Raw genomic sequence first — 18,806 nt, forward strand, 5'->3', positions numbered from 1 at the left:
CCTTTTAAGCTGCATTCGCACGTACAGCATCAGCTAATGTATGGGCTAAAGTGCTGACTTCATCGAGGTCATCCCCTTCCACCATGACACGAATCACAGGCTCAGTACCTGATTTACGAATCAACAAACGACCACGACCTTTGAGTTGTTGCTCGGCTTTATCAAATTCAGCCACCAAAGCAGGCACCGCATAAGGGTCAAACATCGCCTCTAAACGTACATTCACCAGCACATTCGGTAGAAGCTTAAAGTCAGCAACCAATTCATGCAGTGCTTTCTTCTGCTCGACCATCACGGTAAGGACTTGTAGAGCCGCAATAATGGCATCACCAGTGGTACTTTTATCCAAGGTTAAGATATGCCCTGATGGCTCACCGCCAATCACCCAGCCTTTTTCTTCTAGACCTTGTAATACATAGCGATCACCCACTTTGGCACGTAATAACCCTACACCGGCTTTTTCCAAAGCCAGCTCTAAAGCCATATTTGACATTAAGGTACCCACTATTCCAGCAGGTTTTTTAGCGCTCTGTGTCGCCAAGATATATAAAATATGGTCGCCATCAATTAGCTTGCCATCTTTATCCACCAAAATAACACGGTCTGCATCCCCATCAAAAGCGATGCCCAAATCTGCACCACTTTCAACTACAGCTTGTTGCAAACTTTCAGGGTGTGTTGAACCACATTGCTCATTGATATTTACACCGTTAGGCTCATTATGAATGGCAATGACCTTGGCGCCGAGCTCACGAAAGACCGATGGACCCACGTTATATGCAGCACCATTGGCACAATCCACCACAATGGTTAAATCATTCAAGTCTAAATGGTATGGAAATGTGGATTTACAAAACTCGATGTAACGCCCATTGGCATCTTTTACGCGGACACTTTTACCCAAGTTTGCCGTGTCTTCAATCACTAATTCTTTTTCAAGTTCTTGATTAATTTCTTCTTGAATAGCATCTGGTAGTTTCTTACCTTCACTGGAAAAGAACTTGATCCCATTATCAAAATAAGGATTATGTGATGCTGAAATCACAATGCCCAAACTTGCATGTAAAGCACGGGTCAAATGAGCAATCGCTGGGGTTGGCAATGGGCCTAGTAAATGTACATACACCCCTGCTGCGTTTAAACCCGCTTGTAATGCTGACTCTAAAATATAACCCGATAAACGTGTGTCTTTACCGAGTACCACCAATGGTTTTGATTTTTTACTGTGGCGTTTTAAAACTTTCCCTGCGGCAAAGCCTAACTTAAGGGCAAATTCAGGGGTAATAGGGAGGACGCCAAACTTACCGCGAATACCATCGGTACCAAAATAACTCATATTTTACTCACTTCTTAATGGTGATCTAAATCATCACTTTTTACTGACATCACTTTACACCAAAACGAAAAAGCCGTCATAAAAATGACGGCTTTTACTTTGAACAATTGGTATAGCTGAATTAGCCCACGCGATAGTTCGGCGCTTCTTTGGTAATCGTTACGTCATGAACATGTGACTCAGACATACCTGCCGAAGTAATTTTCACAAACTTCGCATTTTGACGAAGATCTTCAATCACAGATGAACCCGTATAACCCATAGAAGAACGTAAACCGCCCATCATTTGGTGCACAATGTTGCCCATTGGTCCTTTGTATGGCACACGACCTTCGATACCTTCAGGAACAAGTTTCTCAGCACCTGCTTTAGAGTCTTGGAAATAACGATCCGCAGAACCTGTTGCGCCTGCCATCGCGCCCAATGAACCCATACCACGATACGCTTTATAGTAACGACCTTGGAAGAATTCCACTTCACCTGGCGCTTCTTCAGTCCCGGCAAGGAGTGAACCGACCATAATCGTACTCGCACCCGCGCCAATCGCTTTCGCCATGTCACCAGAGAAACGAATACCACCATCGGCGATCAATGGAATTTGATCTTTCAGTGCATTGGCAACGCTATCAATCGCAGAAATCTGCGGCATACCAATACCCGCCACAATACGAGTGGTACAAATTGAACCTGGGCCGATACCGACTTTGACCGCATCTGCGCCTGCATCAAGGAGTGCCAATGCAGCATCACCTGTTGCAATATTACCGCCAATCACTTGGACTTGTGGGTAATTCGCTTTCACCCAACGTACACGCTCGATCACACCCGCAGAGTGACCATGCGCCGTATCTACGACAATCGCATCTACACCCGCTTCAACCAAAGCTTCTACACGGCTTGGTGTTTCTACACCTGTACCGACGGCAGCACCCACGCGTAAGCGACCAAGGTCATCTTTACAGCTACTTGGATAACTTTCCGCTTTACGGAAGTCAGTGACTGTAATTAAACCTTTGAGTTCGTTGTGTTCACCAACAACCAAAACTTTTTCAATGCGGTGCTTTTGCAGTAAAGCTTGAATATTTTCTTTCGACTCACCTTCACGAACCGTCACGAGACGATCTTGACCGGTCATAATGTTGCTTACAGGTTGCTCAAGGTTCGTTTCAAAGCGTGTATCGCGACCTGTGACAATACCGACCACTTTGCCATCTTTCACAACAGGTACACCGCTGATGTTGTTGGCTTGAGTAATCGAGATCAATTCGCGCACTGTAGTTTCAGGTGTCACAGTGATTGGATCTTTCACCATTCCTGCTTCAAATTTTTTCACACGACGGACTTCTGCAGCTTGTGCAGCAATATCCATGTTCTTGTGCAAAATACCAATACCACCGTTTTGCGCCATCGCAATCGCCATACGTGATTCAGTCACCGTATCCATTGCTGCTGAAACAAGGGGGATATTTAAATTAATGCCGCGCGTGAATCGTGTCTTTAATGAGACATCTTTTGGGAGAACAGTAGAATAGGCAGGGAGTAATAGGACATCATCAAAAGTTAACGCGTCTTGAACGATGGTCAACATGGCAGTCTCACTGGTAATTTCCGTGCGCTATTATAAACAAATATGAACTTAAATTTCATTTCAATTGAAAATTTATTTTTTTATCTTAGAAAATAAAGTGATAAAACCCATATTTTATTTGAGACCTTCATTTTTACCTTTATTTTTTTATTTCTTGTTTTGAGATGGATTCAATTGATGTTCAAAACTAAAAAAGCAGAGCCTTGACTCTGCTTTTACTGATTAACACACTTGATCAAAACCTTCATCATTGACTGCAATGCTCGCTTCCAATTGCACAAATGGAATCATATTGTGCGCACGTCGCGCTTTGTTGCATTGATCATCAGCAATTTGAACTTCTTTACATGAAGAGCTACGCTGTTCATACATCCCACAACTAACGTGTTCACCAATGGTACCTTGCAGTGCGATACAGCGTGGGCTGGCTTGATTGGTTCCAGCCATACATGAATACACAGCCGTCACTGGCTCTGTGTAATGTTCAGGCATGGAGATGCCTTCAGCCCAGTAAAATGAGACTCTAAAAAAGGCACAACATGCCCCGCAGCTTAAACAGGCATCTTCCGTTGGAACTTGAGACAACATCCTTTATATTCTCATTTTCAAAAACTTTTTTTGGAAGAAAATATTAAAAAAATTGTGGTTGCCAAACAAGCAAAATTTACGACTATTTTGTCACTTAAGTTGGACAGGTAAAAACACTCTCATCCATCAAGTCTGTACCGCACTCCAAAGTCTCAATCCAATCTAAAAATTGATGAATCTGCTCTTGCCCAATAAACGGTGTACCATGCTGCGGCACAATCATTTCGACATCCATGGTGCGGACCATATTGACCCATAAACGAATCACTTTGTTATTGCACATATAGCGCTGATGAAACCCTTTCATTTTAGGAATATGCGCAGCAAAGTTTTCCAAAGGTTTTGAGGCATCATCCACCATCGATGCCCCCATATCGCCTGAAAATAGAATCTTGGCAATTGGGTCATAAAACTGAAAATTGCCTACCGAATGTAGAAAATGGGCAGGCACAGCAATAATGGAGGATTGTCCCAACGTAATCACTTGACCGTGATCAGGTAATTCCACCAATCGGTCCAACCAGTTACCTTTCATCCGCTCACTCATAAAGGCAGAGTTCAAGTGAGGTAAAAAGCGTGCCCAAAGTTTAGAAGCCACCACTTTCGCTTCGGTATAGACCAACCAACGCGGCATTGAGGTAATAATGTCAGGGTCTTGATGTGAGGCCATCACAAAATCAAGATTGGTCAAACGGGTATATTTATTCAACTCCATGGTCAGCGGCACATAGGTTAAATCACCACCTGGATCTAAGACCGCAGCACGCTCATGGTCAATAATTAAAAACTGATTTGCCTGTACACCCTCGCCTTTGACCAAGCTGGTAAAGCTAATACACTTATGTGTGCCATCATCATATAAAACCTGTGACGTTGTGCGGTCAAATGCCATGTCGATCCCCTCAAAATGCTGTTTTTCTTAAAAGACTTTTTAATACCTACAACATATATGGATTTACACAAACTTACAATGCATTTGCGACCAACATCATTTGATATATCAATAAATTGAAGATCATTTTTCCATAAAAAATCCCGATTTTTTAAGTCGGGATTCTTATTTTCTAAGGTGAATTAGAAGAAATAATGCTGTACAAGTGTCGCAACACCAATGACCAAGAAAATGGCCGCACCAATTTTATGAATTAAGGCAATTGGCAACTTGGTCGCCAACTTATCGCCAATAAAGACCGCTGGCGCATTGGCCAACATCATCCCTAAAGTCGTACCCAACATCACCCAAACTATACTGTCAAAACGTGCCGCTAAAGCCACTGTCGCAATTTGGGTTTTATCACCAATTTCGGCCAAAAAGAACAACACAAACGTTGCGCCAAATACCCCTAGTTTCTGCCATTTCTTAATGCTGCCTGACTCATCATCCAACTGATCAGGAATCAACATCCAACCTGCCATAGCAATAAAACCAATCGAGAGGATCCAGATCAGCACATCAGGACTTAAAACTGTGGTGATCCATTGGCCTAAAACAGCAGAGACGCCATGGTTAATAATGGTCGCCAGCAAAATAGCCAATAGAATTGGGACGGGTTTACGGAAACGTGCAGCAAGTAACAATGCGAGCAGTTGGGTCTTATCGCCCATTTCAGCTAAAGCCACGATGGCTGTGGAGAGGAGGAATTCATACATGATGTCTTTCTCTGGCTAGCATAACAAATACCAATGACTCACCGCTCCTGCTAGCCAAAAATCTGCAGAGTGGTAAATCAAAGGTCTTGCCAACAAAAGAAAGCTCTTTAGAAGCTCATTTGGTTCTTTGCTATGATGACCATGCTCGTTTTAGAGCAAATATGTTGATCATCACCTGTTCTTAGGAACAGCGGCTACTCCCCAATGAAGTCACACAATGTTAGGCGAAAATACGTTTTTTGGCAATCTCTAAATACAAAAGACCCTGCCGAAGCAGAGTCTTTATTGAAGTATTTTTGCAGTGCTTCCAGCCGCTATTTTTCTCTTTTGAGAAGAGAAACCTACAGGCCAAAAAACCAGATCATCAGATCAGCAAAGTACGGATGTCTTTCAGCAACTTGGTCAGCTTATTGGTAAAGCGCGCAGCATCGGCCCCATTGATCACGCGGTGATCATAAGACAGTGACAACGGTAACATCAGTTTCGGATCAAAACCTTGACCATTCCATACTGGTTGCATCGTCGCTGGAGAAATCCCCAAAATTGCGACTTGTGGCCAGTTCACCAATGGTGTAAATGCCGTACCACCAATTGCACCTAAGCTTGAAATCGTGAAGTTTGCACCTTGTAGATCTTTCGGCGAAAGCTTCTTATCACGTGCTTTCTGACCCAATACACCGAGCTCCACCGCAATGTCTTTAATTGATTTCTGGTCTGGATTACGTAATACAGGAACGGTTAAACCATCTGGTGTTGCTACAGCAATGCCCATATGGATTTCGTTACGCAAGAGTACAGACTTGCCATCATCAGCCAAGTGACCAGCAAAATCACGTTCTTCTTTGAGTAAATGCGCAACAGCTTTAATAATGAACGCCATAATGGTCAAGCTAATACCATCTTTCTTAAAGTTACCTTTAAGATCATTACGCCAAGCTTCAAGTTCAGTAATATCTGCCAAATCAAACTGAGTTACTTGCGGAATATAGTTGTTTAAAGACAACTGCGGAATAGAGACTTGTTGCAGACGTGTCAGCACTTTCTCTTCTACACCACCAAATGCACTAAAGTCAGGCAGTTTCGGTAAGCCCGCAGCAGCAACAGCCGTCACAGCAGGTGCAGTTTGTGGTGCTGTTAAACGACCTTTCACATAAGCAAAAAGGTCATCTTTCATTAAACGTGCATGCGGCCCAGAAGCTTTGACTTCTGCCAGCACCACGCCCAATTCACGCGCCAGTTTACGTACCGCAGGACCTGCGTAAACTTTAGCATTGGCTGCATTTTGCTCTTTGGTCAGCTTGTCTGCACCCTGTTCTGACACAGGAGCCGCAACTGACTGTGCTGCTGGCGCAGGCTGCGCTTTAACTTCAGCTTTAGGCGCTGGAGCAGAAGCCGCCGCAGGTGCTGATGAAGATTCACCTTCAATGGTCACCAAAGCCACACCTTCCGATACATTTTGTCCCAATGCAACATGAATGGCTTTAATCACACCTGCTGTTGTACTTGGTACTTCAACCGTTGCTTTGTCTGATTCAACCACGATGATACTTTGGTCTTTTTCAACCGTATCACCTACTGACACCAAAATTTCAGCAACAGCCGCTTTGTCTACACCCAAGTCAGGCACTGCAATTTCAACCGCACCTGCAGGCGCAGCAGCAGCTTGTGGCGCTGCTTCAGCAGACTGAGCTTCAGAGGTTTGAGGTGCTGCAACTGGCGTAGGCTCAGCAGTCACTGGTGCAACTGACGCTGCTGTTTTTACAGTCAGAATCACCACACCTTCTTTAACACTGTCACCGACGTGAACGCTAATTGATTCCACTGTGCCTGAAATCGTACTCGGGACTTCCACTGTCGCTTTGTCTGACTCAACCACAAGGATGCTTTGATCAATGTCAATTTGATCGCCAACCGACACCAAAATTTCACCAACGGTTGCTTTTTCCACACCAATGTCTGGTACTTGCACATCAATCACTTGTGATGCTGTAGTCGCAGCTGATGAAGTCGTTTCAGCAACAGCAGCGGGTGCAGGCTTTTCTTCAACTTGAACAGCTTCAGCCTGTACTTGTGCCGCTGACGCTTCAGTTTGCCCCTCGGCTTCCAGCTCAATCAGCGCTGCACCTTCAGCAACCGAGTCACCTAAGTTTACTAAAATGCTTTTAACAACGCCTGCTGAAGTGCTTGGCACTTCAACAGATGCTTTGTCTGATTCTAATAGAACGACACTGTCATCAACCGCAATGGTGTCGCCAACTTTGACCAAAATTTCAGCAACAACGGCTTTATCTACACCAATATCAGGAGTTGTAATTTGCATACTTATTTCTCCTCTTTGTAGTCAGCTACAGCGTGTACAGATGGCGTTGCTTGAGGAGCCCAAGCTACTGGACGGTCCGTATCTAATTCAAATGTAGAGATGGCATCTTTCACTAAGCGTGCATCCACTTCACCTTCATCAGCCAATTTTTTCAGTGTAGCAACAACAATGTGCGCTGCATCTACACCAAAGTAGCTACGTAATTTAGCACGTGAATCTGAACGACCATAACCATCTGTACCCAATGCTACGAATGGACGGTTGTCTGGAAGATATGCACGAATTTGTTCGCTATAAGCACGCATATGATCTGTTGCAGAAACCACGATACCTTCTGTACCGCGCAGTTGCTCAGTCACCCAAGCCTCTTTCACATTCTCGCTCATTGGATGCAAGCGGTTATATTCTTCACATGCCATACCATCACGTGCAAGTTCATTGAAACTTGTTACGCTAAATACATTTGAATGGATTTGGTATTCATCACGTAAGATTTGAGCAGCTTTAATGACTTCACGCAGAATCACACCTGAACCCATCAACTGAACAGTGGCTTTTTCATCTTTTTGAAGTAAGTACATACCACGTTTAATGCCTTCTTCAACACCTTGTGGCATTTCAGGATGCTCGTAGTTTTCGTTCATTACCGTTAAGTAATAGAAAATACGCTCTTGGTTCACGTACATACGCTGTAAACCATCATGCACAATAACAGCTAATTCATAACCAAAACATGGGTCATACGACACACAGTTCGGAATCGTATTGGCTAAAATATGCGAGTGACCATCTTGGTGTTGTAAACCTTCACCGTTTAGCGTGGTACGACCTGCTGTTGCACCCAATAAGAAACCTTGTGCTTGTGCATCACCTGCAGCCCATGCAATGTCGCCAATACGCTGAAAACCAAACATAGAGTAGTACATGTACATTGGAATCATGGGTAAGTTATTGGTTGAATAACTGGTTGCCAATGCTGCCCAAGCGCTCATTGCACCTGCTTCGTTAATGCCTTCTTGAAGCATATGACCATCTTTTGCTTCACGGTAATGCATCAACTGTTCTTGGTCTTCAGGCGTGTAATGCTGACCATTGGCTGCATAAATACCTAACTGACGGAACATACCTTCTAGACCAAAAGTACGTGCTTCATCTGGAACAATTGGCACAACACGGTCTTTAATGGCTTTTTCTTTTAACAATGCAGCGATTAAACGAACCATTACCATGGTGGTTGATTGTTCTTTGCCTTGTGAGCCTTTTAATACTGCATCAAAGACAGAAAGTTCTGGAATAGCCAACTGTTCACTTTCTTTACGACGTGCAGGTAAGTAACCACCTAGTGCTTCACGACGTGCTTTCATATATTTCAATTCAGGCGAGTTTTCGCTTGGACGATAGAAAGGCACTTCTTCTAATTGCTCATCGTTAAATGGCAAATTGAAGCGATCACGTACATATTTTAAAGATTCGATTTGCATCTTTTTGATTTGATGCGTTTTGTTTACTGCTTCAATTTCATCAGACAAGCCATAACCTTTAACAGTTTTCGCTAAGATTACAGTTGGTTGACCTTTGGCTGTACATGCTTCTGCATAGGCTGCAAAAACTTTGTACGGATCATGACCACCACGATTTAGATTATCAATATCTTCATCGCTTAAGTCTTTAATCAACTCAGCCGCTTCTGGGTATTTACCAAAGAATTTTTCGCGTGCATATGCACCACCCTTCACTTGTAAGCGTTGGTATTCACCATCCAGTGTTTCTTCCATAACCGACTTTAAAGCGCCAGTTTTGTCTTTAGCCAGTAGTGGGTCCCAATGACGGCCCCAAACCACTTTAATGACACGCCAGCCCGCACCACGGAATAAAGATTCTAATTCTTGAATAATTTTACCGTTACCACGTACTGGACCGTCTAGACGCTGTAAGTTACAGTTTACAACCCAAATGAGATTGTCTAATTTTTCACGACCCGCAAGTGAAATTGCACCTGTGCTTTCTGGCTCATCCATCTCGCCATCACCAAGGTATGCCCAAACTTTGCGATTTTCTTCTTTAATCAAACCACGATTCATCAAATATTTTTGAATATGTGCTTGGTAAATCGACATGATTGGGCCAAGACCCATCGATACGGTTGGGAACTGCCAATAATCAGGCATTAAGTATGGATGCGGATAAGAAGGTAAGCCAACACCGTCCACTTCGCGACGGAAATTGTTTAGATGCTCTTCAGTCAAACGACCTTCAAGAAATGAACGCGCATAGATTCCTGGCGCACAGTGACCTTGATAATAGATCATGTCACCGCCAAAGCTATCACTATTCGCACGGAAGAAATGGTTAAAACCCACATCATATAATGTTGCTGAAGATGCAAAACTTGCCAAGTGACCACCTAAGTCATCACCCGTTTTATTGGCACGGAGTACCATCGCTAAGGCGTTCCAACGAATCAACGCACGGATACGACGCTCCATGTCTTGATCGCCTGGCATTGCAGGTTCTTCAGCCACTGAAATTGTATTTAAATAAGGCGTGTTTAAACGCTGAATAGGGACATGTTTAGCGATTGCTTGTTGATACAGTTTTTCTAGTAGAAAAGCTGCACGCTCAGTCCCCATGTGTTGTAAAACGGAGTCAAACGCATCTTGCCATTCTTGCGTTTCTTGCGCGTCAGTATCACCATAAAACGCCATAATTCACCTATTTCGATATCCTAATCTTATACGCTAATATGTATCATACTTTCGTCCTATAAGAGTATCGCTACAGCTGAATATGGCTGAGCCCTACTATTTAGCAACTAAATAGTCATTGACTATTCGTTACCCAAAATAACAAAAAACCGCCAATTTAGGCGGTTTTTTATACATTTAATGCTGTTTTTTGATGCTAACTTAGATTCCGTCAGAGCTGTATTCCTTTTTCAAGCATCAGACCAATGGTAAGTTCGGATCATCCGATCAAATCGGATTAAGGCAACATTGCTAGATAAGTCGATGGGTTTTTGCGTTGACCATCTTTAACTACTTCATAGTGTAAATGTGGGCCAGTACAACGACCTGTACAACCAACATTAGCAATATGTTCACCCGCGTCTACACGGTCGCCAACACGAGCAATTAAACGTGATGCATGGGCATAGCGCGTGATGTAACCATTGCCATGGTTAATTTCAACGTATTGACCATAGCCCGTACCCCAACCTGACTTGGTCACAATCCCTGGACCTGTCGCATAAATCGGTGTACCGCTTGGCGCAGCAAGATCTAGACCTGAGTGGCGCTCAGCACGACCATTCATAGTACGGCCGCCGTAACTTGAGCTCACACGTGCACTTGGAAGTGGGTGTGTCACTAACCACGAATATGCATTATTTGAAAAACTTTTTGCAGAGAATTCTGAACCGTATTTTTTCGCCAGTGAAGCGTTGTTAAGTTCAACCGTTTTTTCACGGAGCTGAACGGTCATTTTCGTTTCGGCAGGAACATCAATATCATTAGATTCAGTATAAGCACCTTCTGATAAAGTGCGTGTCAATTGCTCAATTCGATCCGAAGATGCATTATTTGTATTGAGTTCTACCAAATCAGCGAAGGCTACTGAAGCAGCCGATGCTGCAAAAGAAAAAGCCAACAAAATACGTCGCATATGCATAAAAAACCTCTTAAAACTGTTCTTACGAATGTTTCTTGCGTGATCTCGTCCTTGATATCTACCGAAAGAAGCGCATAAGATTAAGACATTAACATGAAGGAAATATGTATGTCCGAACCAGTGAATCTCTTTCAACAAACCAGAAAACACATAAAAACAGGAAACTTAACGTTTCTCTCAAAGCAAGTAACTGCATGGCAGAAACTTACAAAACTGATTCAACCTCTCCTACCGCAACCAGAGCAGTGGCAGGTTGTTTGTTATCAATATGGTATTTTGACGATTACCGGCGAAAATCAAGCGATGATTAGTCAACTTGGTTACCTTCAAAAACAATATATTGCACAACTGTCGGAACTTGATGAGTTTAAAGACCTACAAAAACTCCAAGTTCGTTTGAGAATCCCCTCTCAAACACCCGCAAAGATACAATCTATTTCAAGATCGCTAAGCACAGAAACTCAAGACTTAATTCGAGGTGCTGCTGACTTTGTGAGCGACCCTAAGCTTAGCCAAGCAATGCGCCGTTTGGCAAGCAAAAAAAAGTAACCTCGTCTCGACCCGCGTCAGAATTGCGTTTTTAAAATGATAAATTCATCACATTTATGCTTGTTACAATATAACGTCACACAATAAAGACAATGACTTAAGTCACACTCACATAAGGAATTGGACACTGATCTTCGTCATTAAATGTTACAATTTCATAGCTGCTTGGATCACTTTGGACATTGCGCAATAATTGATTATTCAAAGCATGCCCAGACTTATATCCATCAAATTTGGCAATAATTTGGTGGCCGAGCAAGTAAAGATCCCCCACCGCATCTAATATTTTGTGACGAACAAATTCATCTGAGAAGCGTAAACCTTCTTCATTCACCACACCGGTTTCATCGACTCCAATGGCATTGTCTAAACTTGCCCCCAAAGCGAGATTATTGGCTTTGAGATAATCCAAATCTTTCATGAAACCAAAAGTACGGGCTTCACTGACTTCATAAACAAAGGTTTCGGTTGAAAAATCAATAGTGGCAGACTGATATTCTTTCTTAAAAGCGGGATGGTCGAAGTCAATGGTAAAGTTGAGTTGAAAACCCTCATGTGGGCGGAAAATGGTGCGCTTGTCGTCGATGAGTGCTTCAACAGGTTTGAGTATTTTTATAAATTTTTTAGGGGCATCCAGTTCTTTAAGGCCGCCTTGCATCAATAAATAAATAAACGGACCTGCACTGCCATCCATAATTGGTACTTCAGAGGCAGACACTTCAATGATCAGGTTATCAATACCCAGACCTGCAATTGCACTCATAACATGTTCAATCGTACCGACTTTGGCATCTTCTTGAACCAAGTTTGAACACATGAAGGCTTCTTGGATCAACATCGCATTTGCACGAATGTCGACGGGTGGATTGAGATCGATACGACGAAACACAATTCCTCCGTCCGCATGATGTGGCACAAAGTTAATTAAGACTTTTTGACCACTATGCAAACCAATGCCGCTTGCTTTAACGACACGTTGTAGAGTTCTTTGTTTCAACATGTTTCATACCATCTCACCACTAAACCGCTATACGTTAGCATATTTAGCCATTGATAAAAAACAAAAAGGTAGTCAGAGACTACCTTTTCTTCATCACATGTGGCTTAACCACATCAATAAATACTACTTACGTTGTTGATTTTTCAGGTAATCCTGAATACTCATTGGTGTTGGACGTGCAGCACTCACTGTCGATGCAGAACTCGCTGCAGCAGCCGCGTCTTGGTTCTGACGCTGGATTGCAGGCACATCATCATCTTCAACAACCGCTTGCGTTGCATGCCCATGTTGTGCTACCTGCACATGTGCATTTGGACGCTTCACTGGCTCAGCAGAATCTGCTGAATTTCGAGTCAAACCTGTTGCAATGACAGTGACACTGATTTCATCACGCGCATCTGGATCAAATACGGTACCGTAGAAGACTTGGCCTTCATCTAGATCGACAATTTGATTCACAACGTCGGTAATTTCTTCGATTTCGCCAAACGTAACGTCATCACCACCAGTCACATTAATCAGAATCCCTTTGGCATTCATAATGGTGACGTTATCCAGCAATGGACTACGGATCGCTTGTTCAGCTGCTTGGCGTGCGCGGTTTTCACCACGACCTAAACCCGCACCCATCATGGCATAACCACGTGTGCTCATCGCAGTTTTCAAGTCAGCAAAGTCAAGGTTAATATGACCTGGGCGCACCACCAAATCAAAGATACTACGGACCGCATTTAATAAGACATCATCCGCTTTTTTGTAAGCATCTTTCATTGAGATGTCACGGAAAACTTTTAACAAACGTTGGTTTGGAATGATGATTAAAGAATCTACATGCGCTTCTAATGCTTCAATGCCTTGCTCAGCAGACTGAAGACGACGTTTACCTTCAAAGTTAAACGGTGTCGTTACTACGCCTACGGTTAAAATGCCCATTTCTTTGGCAATTTCAGCAACCACTGGCGCAGCACCTGTACCTGTACCACCGCCCATACCAGCAGTGACAAACACCATGTCAGTACCTTCAAGGTGCTGACGAATCAAGTCACGACTTTCTTCAGCCGCTGCTTGACCTACATTTGGATTGGCGCCCGCACCCAAGCCACGGGTACTTTGCTCACCCAACTGGATTTTGAATTGTGCATTCATACGGTCTAGCGCTTGCTTGTCCGTATTGGCACATACAAATTTTACACCTTGAATATCTGACTCAAGCATGTGTTGTACGGCGTTACCACCTGCACCACCAACACCAAACACAGTAAAACGGGCTTGACCGTTGCTATCGGTTTGATCATCTTCTAAAAATTCAAATGAGGCCATGACCTATAGATTTCCTAATTCGTTATTGGCAGTCACTTAAGCCCGTATACTGCCTTGATCTTAATAAACAAAATTGCTTTTAAGCATGCTGTGCAAGCCATAGCTTGTCAAGTTTAAGCGATGCGTTGTACAACTTCTTAACAATATTCCAAAAAAATTCAACTTAAAAAACAGATTTCAGCTTTTCATAGAGTCCAGACCAAGCACGTCCAACGCGTTTAATCAGAGACAGTTTTTCTGTATCTTCTGGTTCCACTATGGTTTCTTGTGTTTCGCTCTGACTAAACATCAACAAACCTGCAGCAGTGGCATACTGAGAGCGACGCAGTGCGGCAATATTTTGCTCATCTGCTGTCACTTGCACAGGTGGATTACCCAAATGTGCAGACACACCCAACATACGACGAGTCAGCGTCACCATACCTTCGATTTGACTGGCATCACCAGTTAACACCACACCATGATACAAACCATGAATCGCACCATTACGCTCTAGCTCTTGGCGAACTTGGCCTAAGATTTCTTCATAACGCGCAATCACGATTTCAGTCAGCTCAATACGACTAATCGTTTGCGGACCATCAATCCCTTGGATCTGAATCATATGGTCCGGCTTAACCGACTTAATGTCGACACACCCATAGAGTAATTTAATTCGCTCAGCTTCTTCAGTGGTGGTTTGTAACACAGCAGCAATATCACGGGTGACATGTTCGCCACCACGCTGCAAAGTATGTGTCAACGCCAAACGACCATCCAAATACACCGCAATATTGGTGGTACCTGCACCAATATCGACTAAACAAACACCATACTCTTTTTCATCTTTGAGTAGGCTCGCCTCTGCCGTTGCCAGACAAGACACCACCAGTTTCTCCACCCCGATATTGGCACCTTTTAAGGCCCGATCAAGGTTTTGCATGGTACTAATTGGTAACATCATCAACTGATAATGACCAATCATGCTATGTGCAGACATCCGTATTGGGTTTTGTACCCACTCAGTGGAGTCATCCAGCTCAAAGCCCAGTGGAACAGCACTGACCAAATAATGATCCGAGGTCATGTGGCTGGCTTTGGCCAACTCTAATGCACGAACCACTTCACTTGTTGTAATTGTATGGTCAGTATTTTCAACTGGCGTTCGTCCAGATGCATAAAAGCTTTTTAACTCGGCACTTGGGATCGACACCCACGCGGAATGGACACGGCATTCAGCCATATCTTCTGCTTCTTGCACGGCATTTTTTATCGCTGTAATGACTTTATCAAGACTTACAATTTTTCCTTTATTCATGCCTCGGTTACGAGCAGTTGCCATTCCTATCACTTGGATATTGTCTGGCGCATGTACCTTACCAATCAAAACTGAAACTTTGTGCGTCCCAATGTCAATCGCAACAACTGAGGGAACCGCTTCATTCATTATTTACTACTACCATCACATGTTTGTTTAATTTATGGCTTTATGCCTCTGTTTTAAAGCCAAGTATTATGGCTTTGCTGCTGCTCCACCTGCAATGCTTGTGTCATCAATAGTTACAACAAAATGACCATTTGCTATCTTTGGTGCGGCAGCATTCTTCCATTGGATGGCCAAGCCATTCCGATAACGCAAATCAATGGCAGATACTTTGGCCCAAACTGGCTTCAAATCACTTTGAGCCAAATAACTCAAACGTTGCAGCTTACTCATGGTTTGATCCTGATCTACGATAACACGTAAACCTGAATCGAACTGCATAAACCAAGTCATACGCTCCGTTAAATATAGTTCTTTTAAACGGAGATTGACTGGCTGGAATAATTGATTAATTTCATTATAACGGCGCATCATCATTTTAGATTGACTGATTGGGCCGTGTAATAAAGGCAAATTCTGATTATTTTTCGGTGTCACTTCGCTAAATACGTCACCACTGTCACTTAAGAGGCGCCCTGTCCCCCAACGTGCAATTGCATGCCGAGGCATGACGCGAACGCGAATCGCATTCGGCCATGCCCGCGAAACCACCACACGATCGACCCAAGCCAGCTCTAAAGTTCGATCACGAATTTCTTCTAAATCTGAGGTGAAATAATTATGGGTAATGGCCGCTGAAACATGTCCCATCACCTGATTCTTTTCCGCCTCAGAACGTACGCCTACTACATCAAGTTCGGCCACGCGTGCATCTGTCATGACTTGATATAAGCCATAAATACCAACCAACAGCACCGCCACGGCAACGACCAACATCACCCAACCACCAAAGTTGGCAAGCTTTTCCTTACGCGTCGGTGGTTTATCGTGTATTGAAGTAATCGCTGCGCGTTTACGGCGCATAGAAGCAGGTAATTGCGCCATTTAGTGAGCCGCACCTGTCAATGTTTGCTCTAAAATTTGGACACAAAGCGCATCAAAGCTATAACCCACTGCATTTGCTGCTTTCGGCACCAAAGAGTGACTGGTCATCCCAGGTACTGTATTCACTTCTAGTAACCAGAAATTGCCTTGCTCATCTTGCATCGCATCAATACGACCCCAACCACTTGCACCCACCGCTTGGAATGCACGGAGGCAAAGCGCTTGCAACTTTTGCTCTTCTTCAGTGCTTAAGCCACACGGAATTCCGTATTCCACATCATTACGCTGATATTTCGCTTCATAATCATAAAAAGCCACATCCGCAGGAGGTTGTAGACGAATCACAGGTAGCGGTTGACCATTTAAAAATGAAATCGTGAATTCACGTCCCGTAATCCATTTTTCAGCCATCACCACAGCATCGTGTTGGGTCGCTTTGGCAATTGCCGCTGCCAAATCTTCTGCTTTTTCAACTTTACTCATGCCGACACTTGAACCTTCGTGTACCGGCTTGATAATCAGTGGAAGACCCAAATTCGCCACCACTTCAGCTAAATCTGACTCTTGGCTAATGATGCGATAGGGTGCTGTCGGTAAGTCTGAACCCTGCCAAACTTGCTTGGTTTTAACTTTATCCATGCCAATAGCAGAACCCTGTACGCCTGTTCCGGTATACGGGATATTGAGCCACTCCAAGACCCCTTGGATTTGACCATCTTCTCCACCGCGACCATGTAACACAATAAACGCACGGTCATAACCGACCAATTCGGTCACACTACGCTCTTGCGGATCAAAAGCTTCTGCATTTACACCCGAACGAACCAATGCTTCAAGTACAGCTGCACCACTATCTAGAGAAACCTCACGCTCAGCAGACTTACCACCAAGCAACACCGCTACTTTGCCGAATTTTGAAGCATTTGACACGTTGATATCCTTAAACTTTATGACTGTTTTATTCATTGAGTAATCACAAAACGTGATTATTTTAAATATAAATGATTGCTTGCAAGCTCAACCGAAATAGCCCCCACATTACCTGCGCCTTGCGTCAATAACAAGTCATCCGCTTGTAACACTTTTTTCAACGCATGCTGCAAATTACCTTCGACTGGATCGATCAAAATCGGCTCTACATCGCCACGTAAACGAATACTACGCGCCAATGAACGACTATCTGCCCCCACAATCGGTTTTTCACCCGCAGGATAGACTTCAAGCAGCAACAGCTGATCGACATGTGACAATACATCCACAAAGTCATCGAAACAGTCACGGGTACGGCTAAAACGGTGCGGCTGGAACATCATCACTAAACGACGGTCTGGATGGCTTGCTCGTGCAGCTTTAATGGTCGCTTCGACTTCTTTTGGATGGTGACCATAGTCATCCACCAATTTCACATTACCGCCGTCGATGTCAAATTCGCCCTGTACTTGGAAACGACGGCCTACGCCGCTGAAACTTTCTAACGCACGTGCAATCGCAGCATCAGATACCCCTTCATCGGTTGCAATACCGATTGCTGCAAGCGCATTTAAAATATTATGTAAACCCGGCAAATTGATGGTTAAACGTAAAGGCTCACGATCTTTACGCAATACGGTAAAGTGCGACTGCATGCCTTCTTGTTCAATATCCACTGCACGAATGTCATTGTCTTCGTTAAAACCATACGTGATCAATGGACGACCAATACGCGGCATGATTTCACGAATGTTGGCATCATCGCCACACACCACAGCCAAGCCGTAAAACGGTAGTTTTTGTAAGAACTGTACAAAGGTATCTTTTAGGACATCAAAGCTACCACCGTAGGTGTCCATGTGGTCTGCATCAATATTGGTCACGATGGTGGCCATTGGTTGCAAATGCAAGAATGAAGCATCTGATTCATCTGCCTCTGCCACGATAAAACGACTCGCGCCCAGTGCTGCATTCACACCAGTACGATTCAGCAAACCGCCAATCACATAAGTTGGGTCGAGATTTTCTTCTGCCAACATACACGTCACTAGGCTAGTGGTCGTGGTTTTACCATGCGTTCCCGCAACAGCAATCCCATGACGGTAGCGCATCAGCTCACCCAGCATTTCTGCACGGCGCACCACAGGTGTACGCGTTTCAATGGCTGCTTTAATTTCTGGGTTTTCTGCATCAATTGCAGTCGACACCACAATCACGTTTGCCCCTTGAATATTTTCAGCCGTATGCCCGATATAGACTTTGATGCCATTTTCTTCAAGCTGAGCCGTGGTTTTTGATGCTTTGATATCTGAACCTGAGACTTTGTAGCCTTGGTTCTTGAGCACTTCAGCAATACCACACATACCCGCACCACCAATCCCAATAAAATGGATGTGCTTAATACGGCGCATTTCTGGCACTTTAATTAACTTTTTTGCTTGATCAGCAGGCGTAGATGGCGACATAAAATAC

The 18,806-nt window shown here is 43.8% G+C and carries 15 protein-coding genes and 1 riboswitch; of the genes, 1 reads left to right on the forward strand and 14 read right to left on the reverse strand.

Going from position 1 to position 18,806, the window contains the following annotated elements; translation table 11 throughout:
* Positions 1 to 4: 4 nt before the first annotated feature.
* From glmM to AC4CUX_RS06210, 8 genes are all read right to left on the reverse strand, one after another.
* Entirely contained in the window at positions 5 to 1,336 is a 1,332-nt protein-coding gene (gene glmM / locus AC4CUX_RS06175; RefSeq protein WP_201706901.1) for a phosphoglucosamine mutase, read from the reverse strand.
* A gap of 121 nt (positions 1,337 to 1,457) precedes the next feature.
* Positions 1,458 to 2,924 carry an IMP dehydrogenase gene (gene guaB, locus AC4CUX_RS06180; protein WP_004691717.1) on the reverse strand — a complete coding sequence of 489 codons (1,467 nt, stop codon included), beginning with the start codon at positions 2,922 to 2,924 and terminating at the stop codon, positions 1,458 to 1,460.
* Between the two features lie 222 nt (positions 2,925 to 3,146).
* Complete coding sequence (locus AC4CUX_RS06185; protein ID WP_058951538.1) at positions 3,147 to 3,512, reverse strand: YkgJ family cysteine cluster protein; 366 nt, start codon at positions 3,510 to 3,512, stop codon at positions 3,147 to 3,149.
* Positions 3,513 to 3,606: 94 nt separating this feature from the next.
* Positions 3,607 to 4,404, reverse strand: coding sequence for an oxygen-binding di-iron domain-containing protein (locus AC4CUX_RS06190; RefSeq protein ID WP_004691719.1), 798 nt, complete (start codon positions 4,402 to 4,404; stop codon positions 3,607 to 3,609).
* Positions 4,405 to 4,586: 182 nt separating this feature from the next.
* Positions 4,587 to 5,162, reverse strand: coding sequence for a TMEM165/GDT1 family protein (locus AC4CUX_RS06195; protein WP_201952863.1), 576 nt, complete (start codon positions 5,160 to 5,162; stop codon positions 4,587 to 4,589).
* Between the two features lie 75 nt (positions 5,163 to 5,237).
* A riboswitch (yybP-ykoY riboswitch) is annotated at positions 5,238 to 5,387 on the reverse strand.
* 139 nt (positions 5,388 to 5,526) lie between these two features.
* Positions 5,527 to 7,482: a 2-oxo acid dehydrogenase subunit E2 gene (locus tag AC4CUX_RS06200; protein ID WP_201952866.1), complete on the reverse strand. Its 1,956-nt coding sequence runs from the start codon at positions 7,480 to 7,482 to the stop codon at positions 5,527 to 5,529.
* A 2-nt stretch (positions 7,483 to 7,484) separates the two neighbouring features.
* Entirely contained in the window at positions 7,485 to 10,187 is a 2,703-nt protein-coding gene (aceE, locus tag AC4CUX_RS06205) for a pyruvate dehydrogenase (acetyl-transferring), homodimeric type (RefSeq protein ID WP_201952869.1), read from the reverse strand.
* 277 nt (positions 10,188 to 10,464) lie between these two features.
* Positions 10,465 to 11,148, reverse strand: a complete 684-nt coding sequence (locus tag AC4CUX_RS06210) for a M23 family metallopeptidase (protein ID WP_004691723.1) — start codon at positions 11,146 to 11,148, stop codon at positions 10,465 to 10,467.
* Between the two features lie 108 nt (positions 11,149 to 11,256).
* On the opposite strand from AC4CUX_RS06210, the gene AC4CUX_RS06215 reads away from it, so the two are divergent.
* A complete protein-coding gene (locus AC4CUX_RS06215) occupies positions 11,257 to 11,697 on the forward strand; it encodes a DUF721 domain-containing protein (protein ID WP_130235459.1) in 441 nt (146 codons plus the stop codon).
* A 97-nt stretch (positions 11,698 to 11,794) separates the two neighbouring features.
* Here the strand turns inward: AC4CUX_RS06215 and lpxC are convergent, their stop codons facing one another.
* The 6 genes from lpxC to murC form a co-directional block, all read right to left on the reverse strand.
* Entirely contained in the window at positions 11,795 to 12,697 is a 903-nt protein-coding gene (lpxC, locus tag AC4CUX_RS06220; protein ID WP_490792240.1) for a UDP-3-O-acyl-N-acetylglucosamine deacetylase, read from the reverse strand.
* A 123-nt stretch (positions 12,698 to 12,820) separates the two neighbouring features.
* Complete coding sequence (gene ftsZ, locus AC4CUX_RS06225) at positions 12,821 to 14,017, reverse strand: cell division protein FtsZ (RefSeq protein ID WP_125273738.1); 1,197 nt, start codon at positions 14,015 to 14,017, stop codon at positions 12,821 to 12,823.
* Between the two features lie 163 nt (positions 14,018 to 14,180).
* Positions 14,181 to 15,443 carry a cell division protein FtsA gene (gene ftsA / locus AC4CUX_RS06230; protein ID WP_201952872.1) on the reverse strand — a complete coding sequence of 421 codons (1,263 nt, stop codon included), beginning with the start codon at positions 15,441 to 15,443 and terminating at the stop codon, positions 14,181 to 14,183.
* Positions 15,444 to 15,509: 66 nt separating this feature from the next.
* Complete coding sequence (locus AC4CUX_RS06235; protein ID WP_094148484.1) at positions 15,510 to 16,364, reverse strand: cell division protein FtsQ/DivIB; 855 nt, start codon at positions 16,362 to 16,364, stop codon at positions 15,510 to 15,512.
* Positions 16,365 to 17,294 carry a D-alanine--D-alanine ligase gene (locus AC4CUX_RS06240; protein WP_078425094.1) on the reverse strand — a complete coding sequence of 310 codons (930 nt, stop codon included), beginning with the start codon at positions 17,292 to 17,294 and terminating at the stop codon, positions 16,365 to 16,367.
* 56 nt (positions 17,295 to 17,350) lie between these two features.
* Positions 17,351 to 18,799: a UDP-N-acetylmuramate--L-alanine ligase gene (gene murC, locus AC4CUX_RS06245; RefSeq protein WP_005401502.1), complete on the reverse strand. Its 1,449-nt coding sequence runs from the start codon at positions 18,797 to 18,799 to the stop codon at positions 17,351 to 17,353.
* Between the last annotated feature and the right edge of the window lie 7 nt (positions 18,800 to 18,806).

The sequence above is a fragment of the Acinetobacter sp. 231_lipA genome (assembly GCF_058243005.1).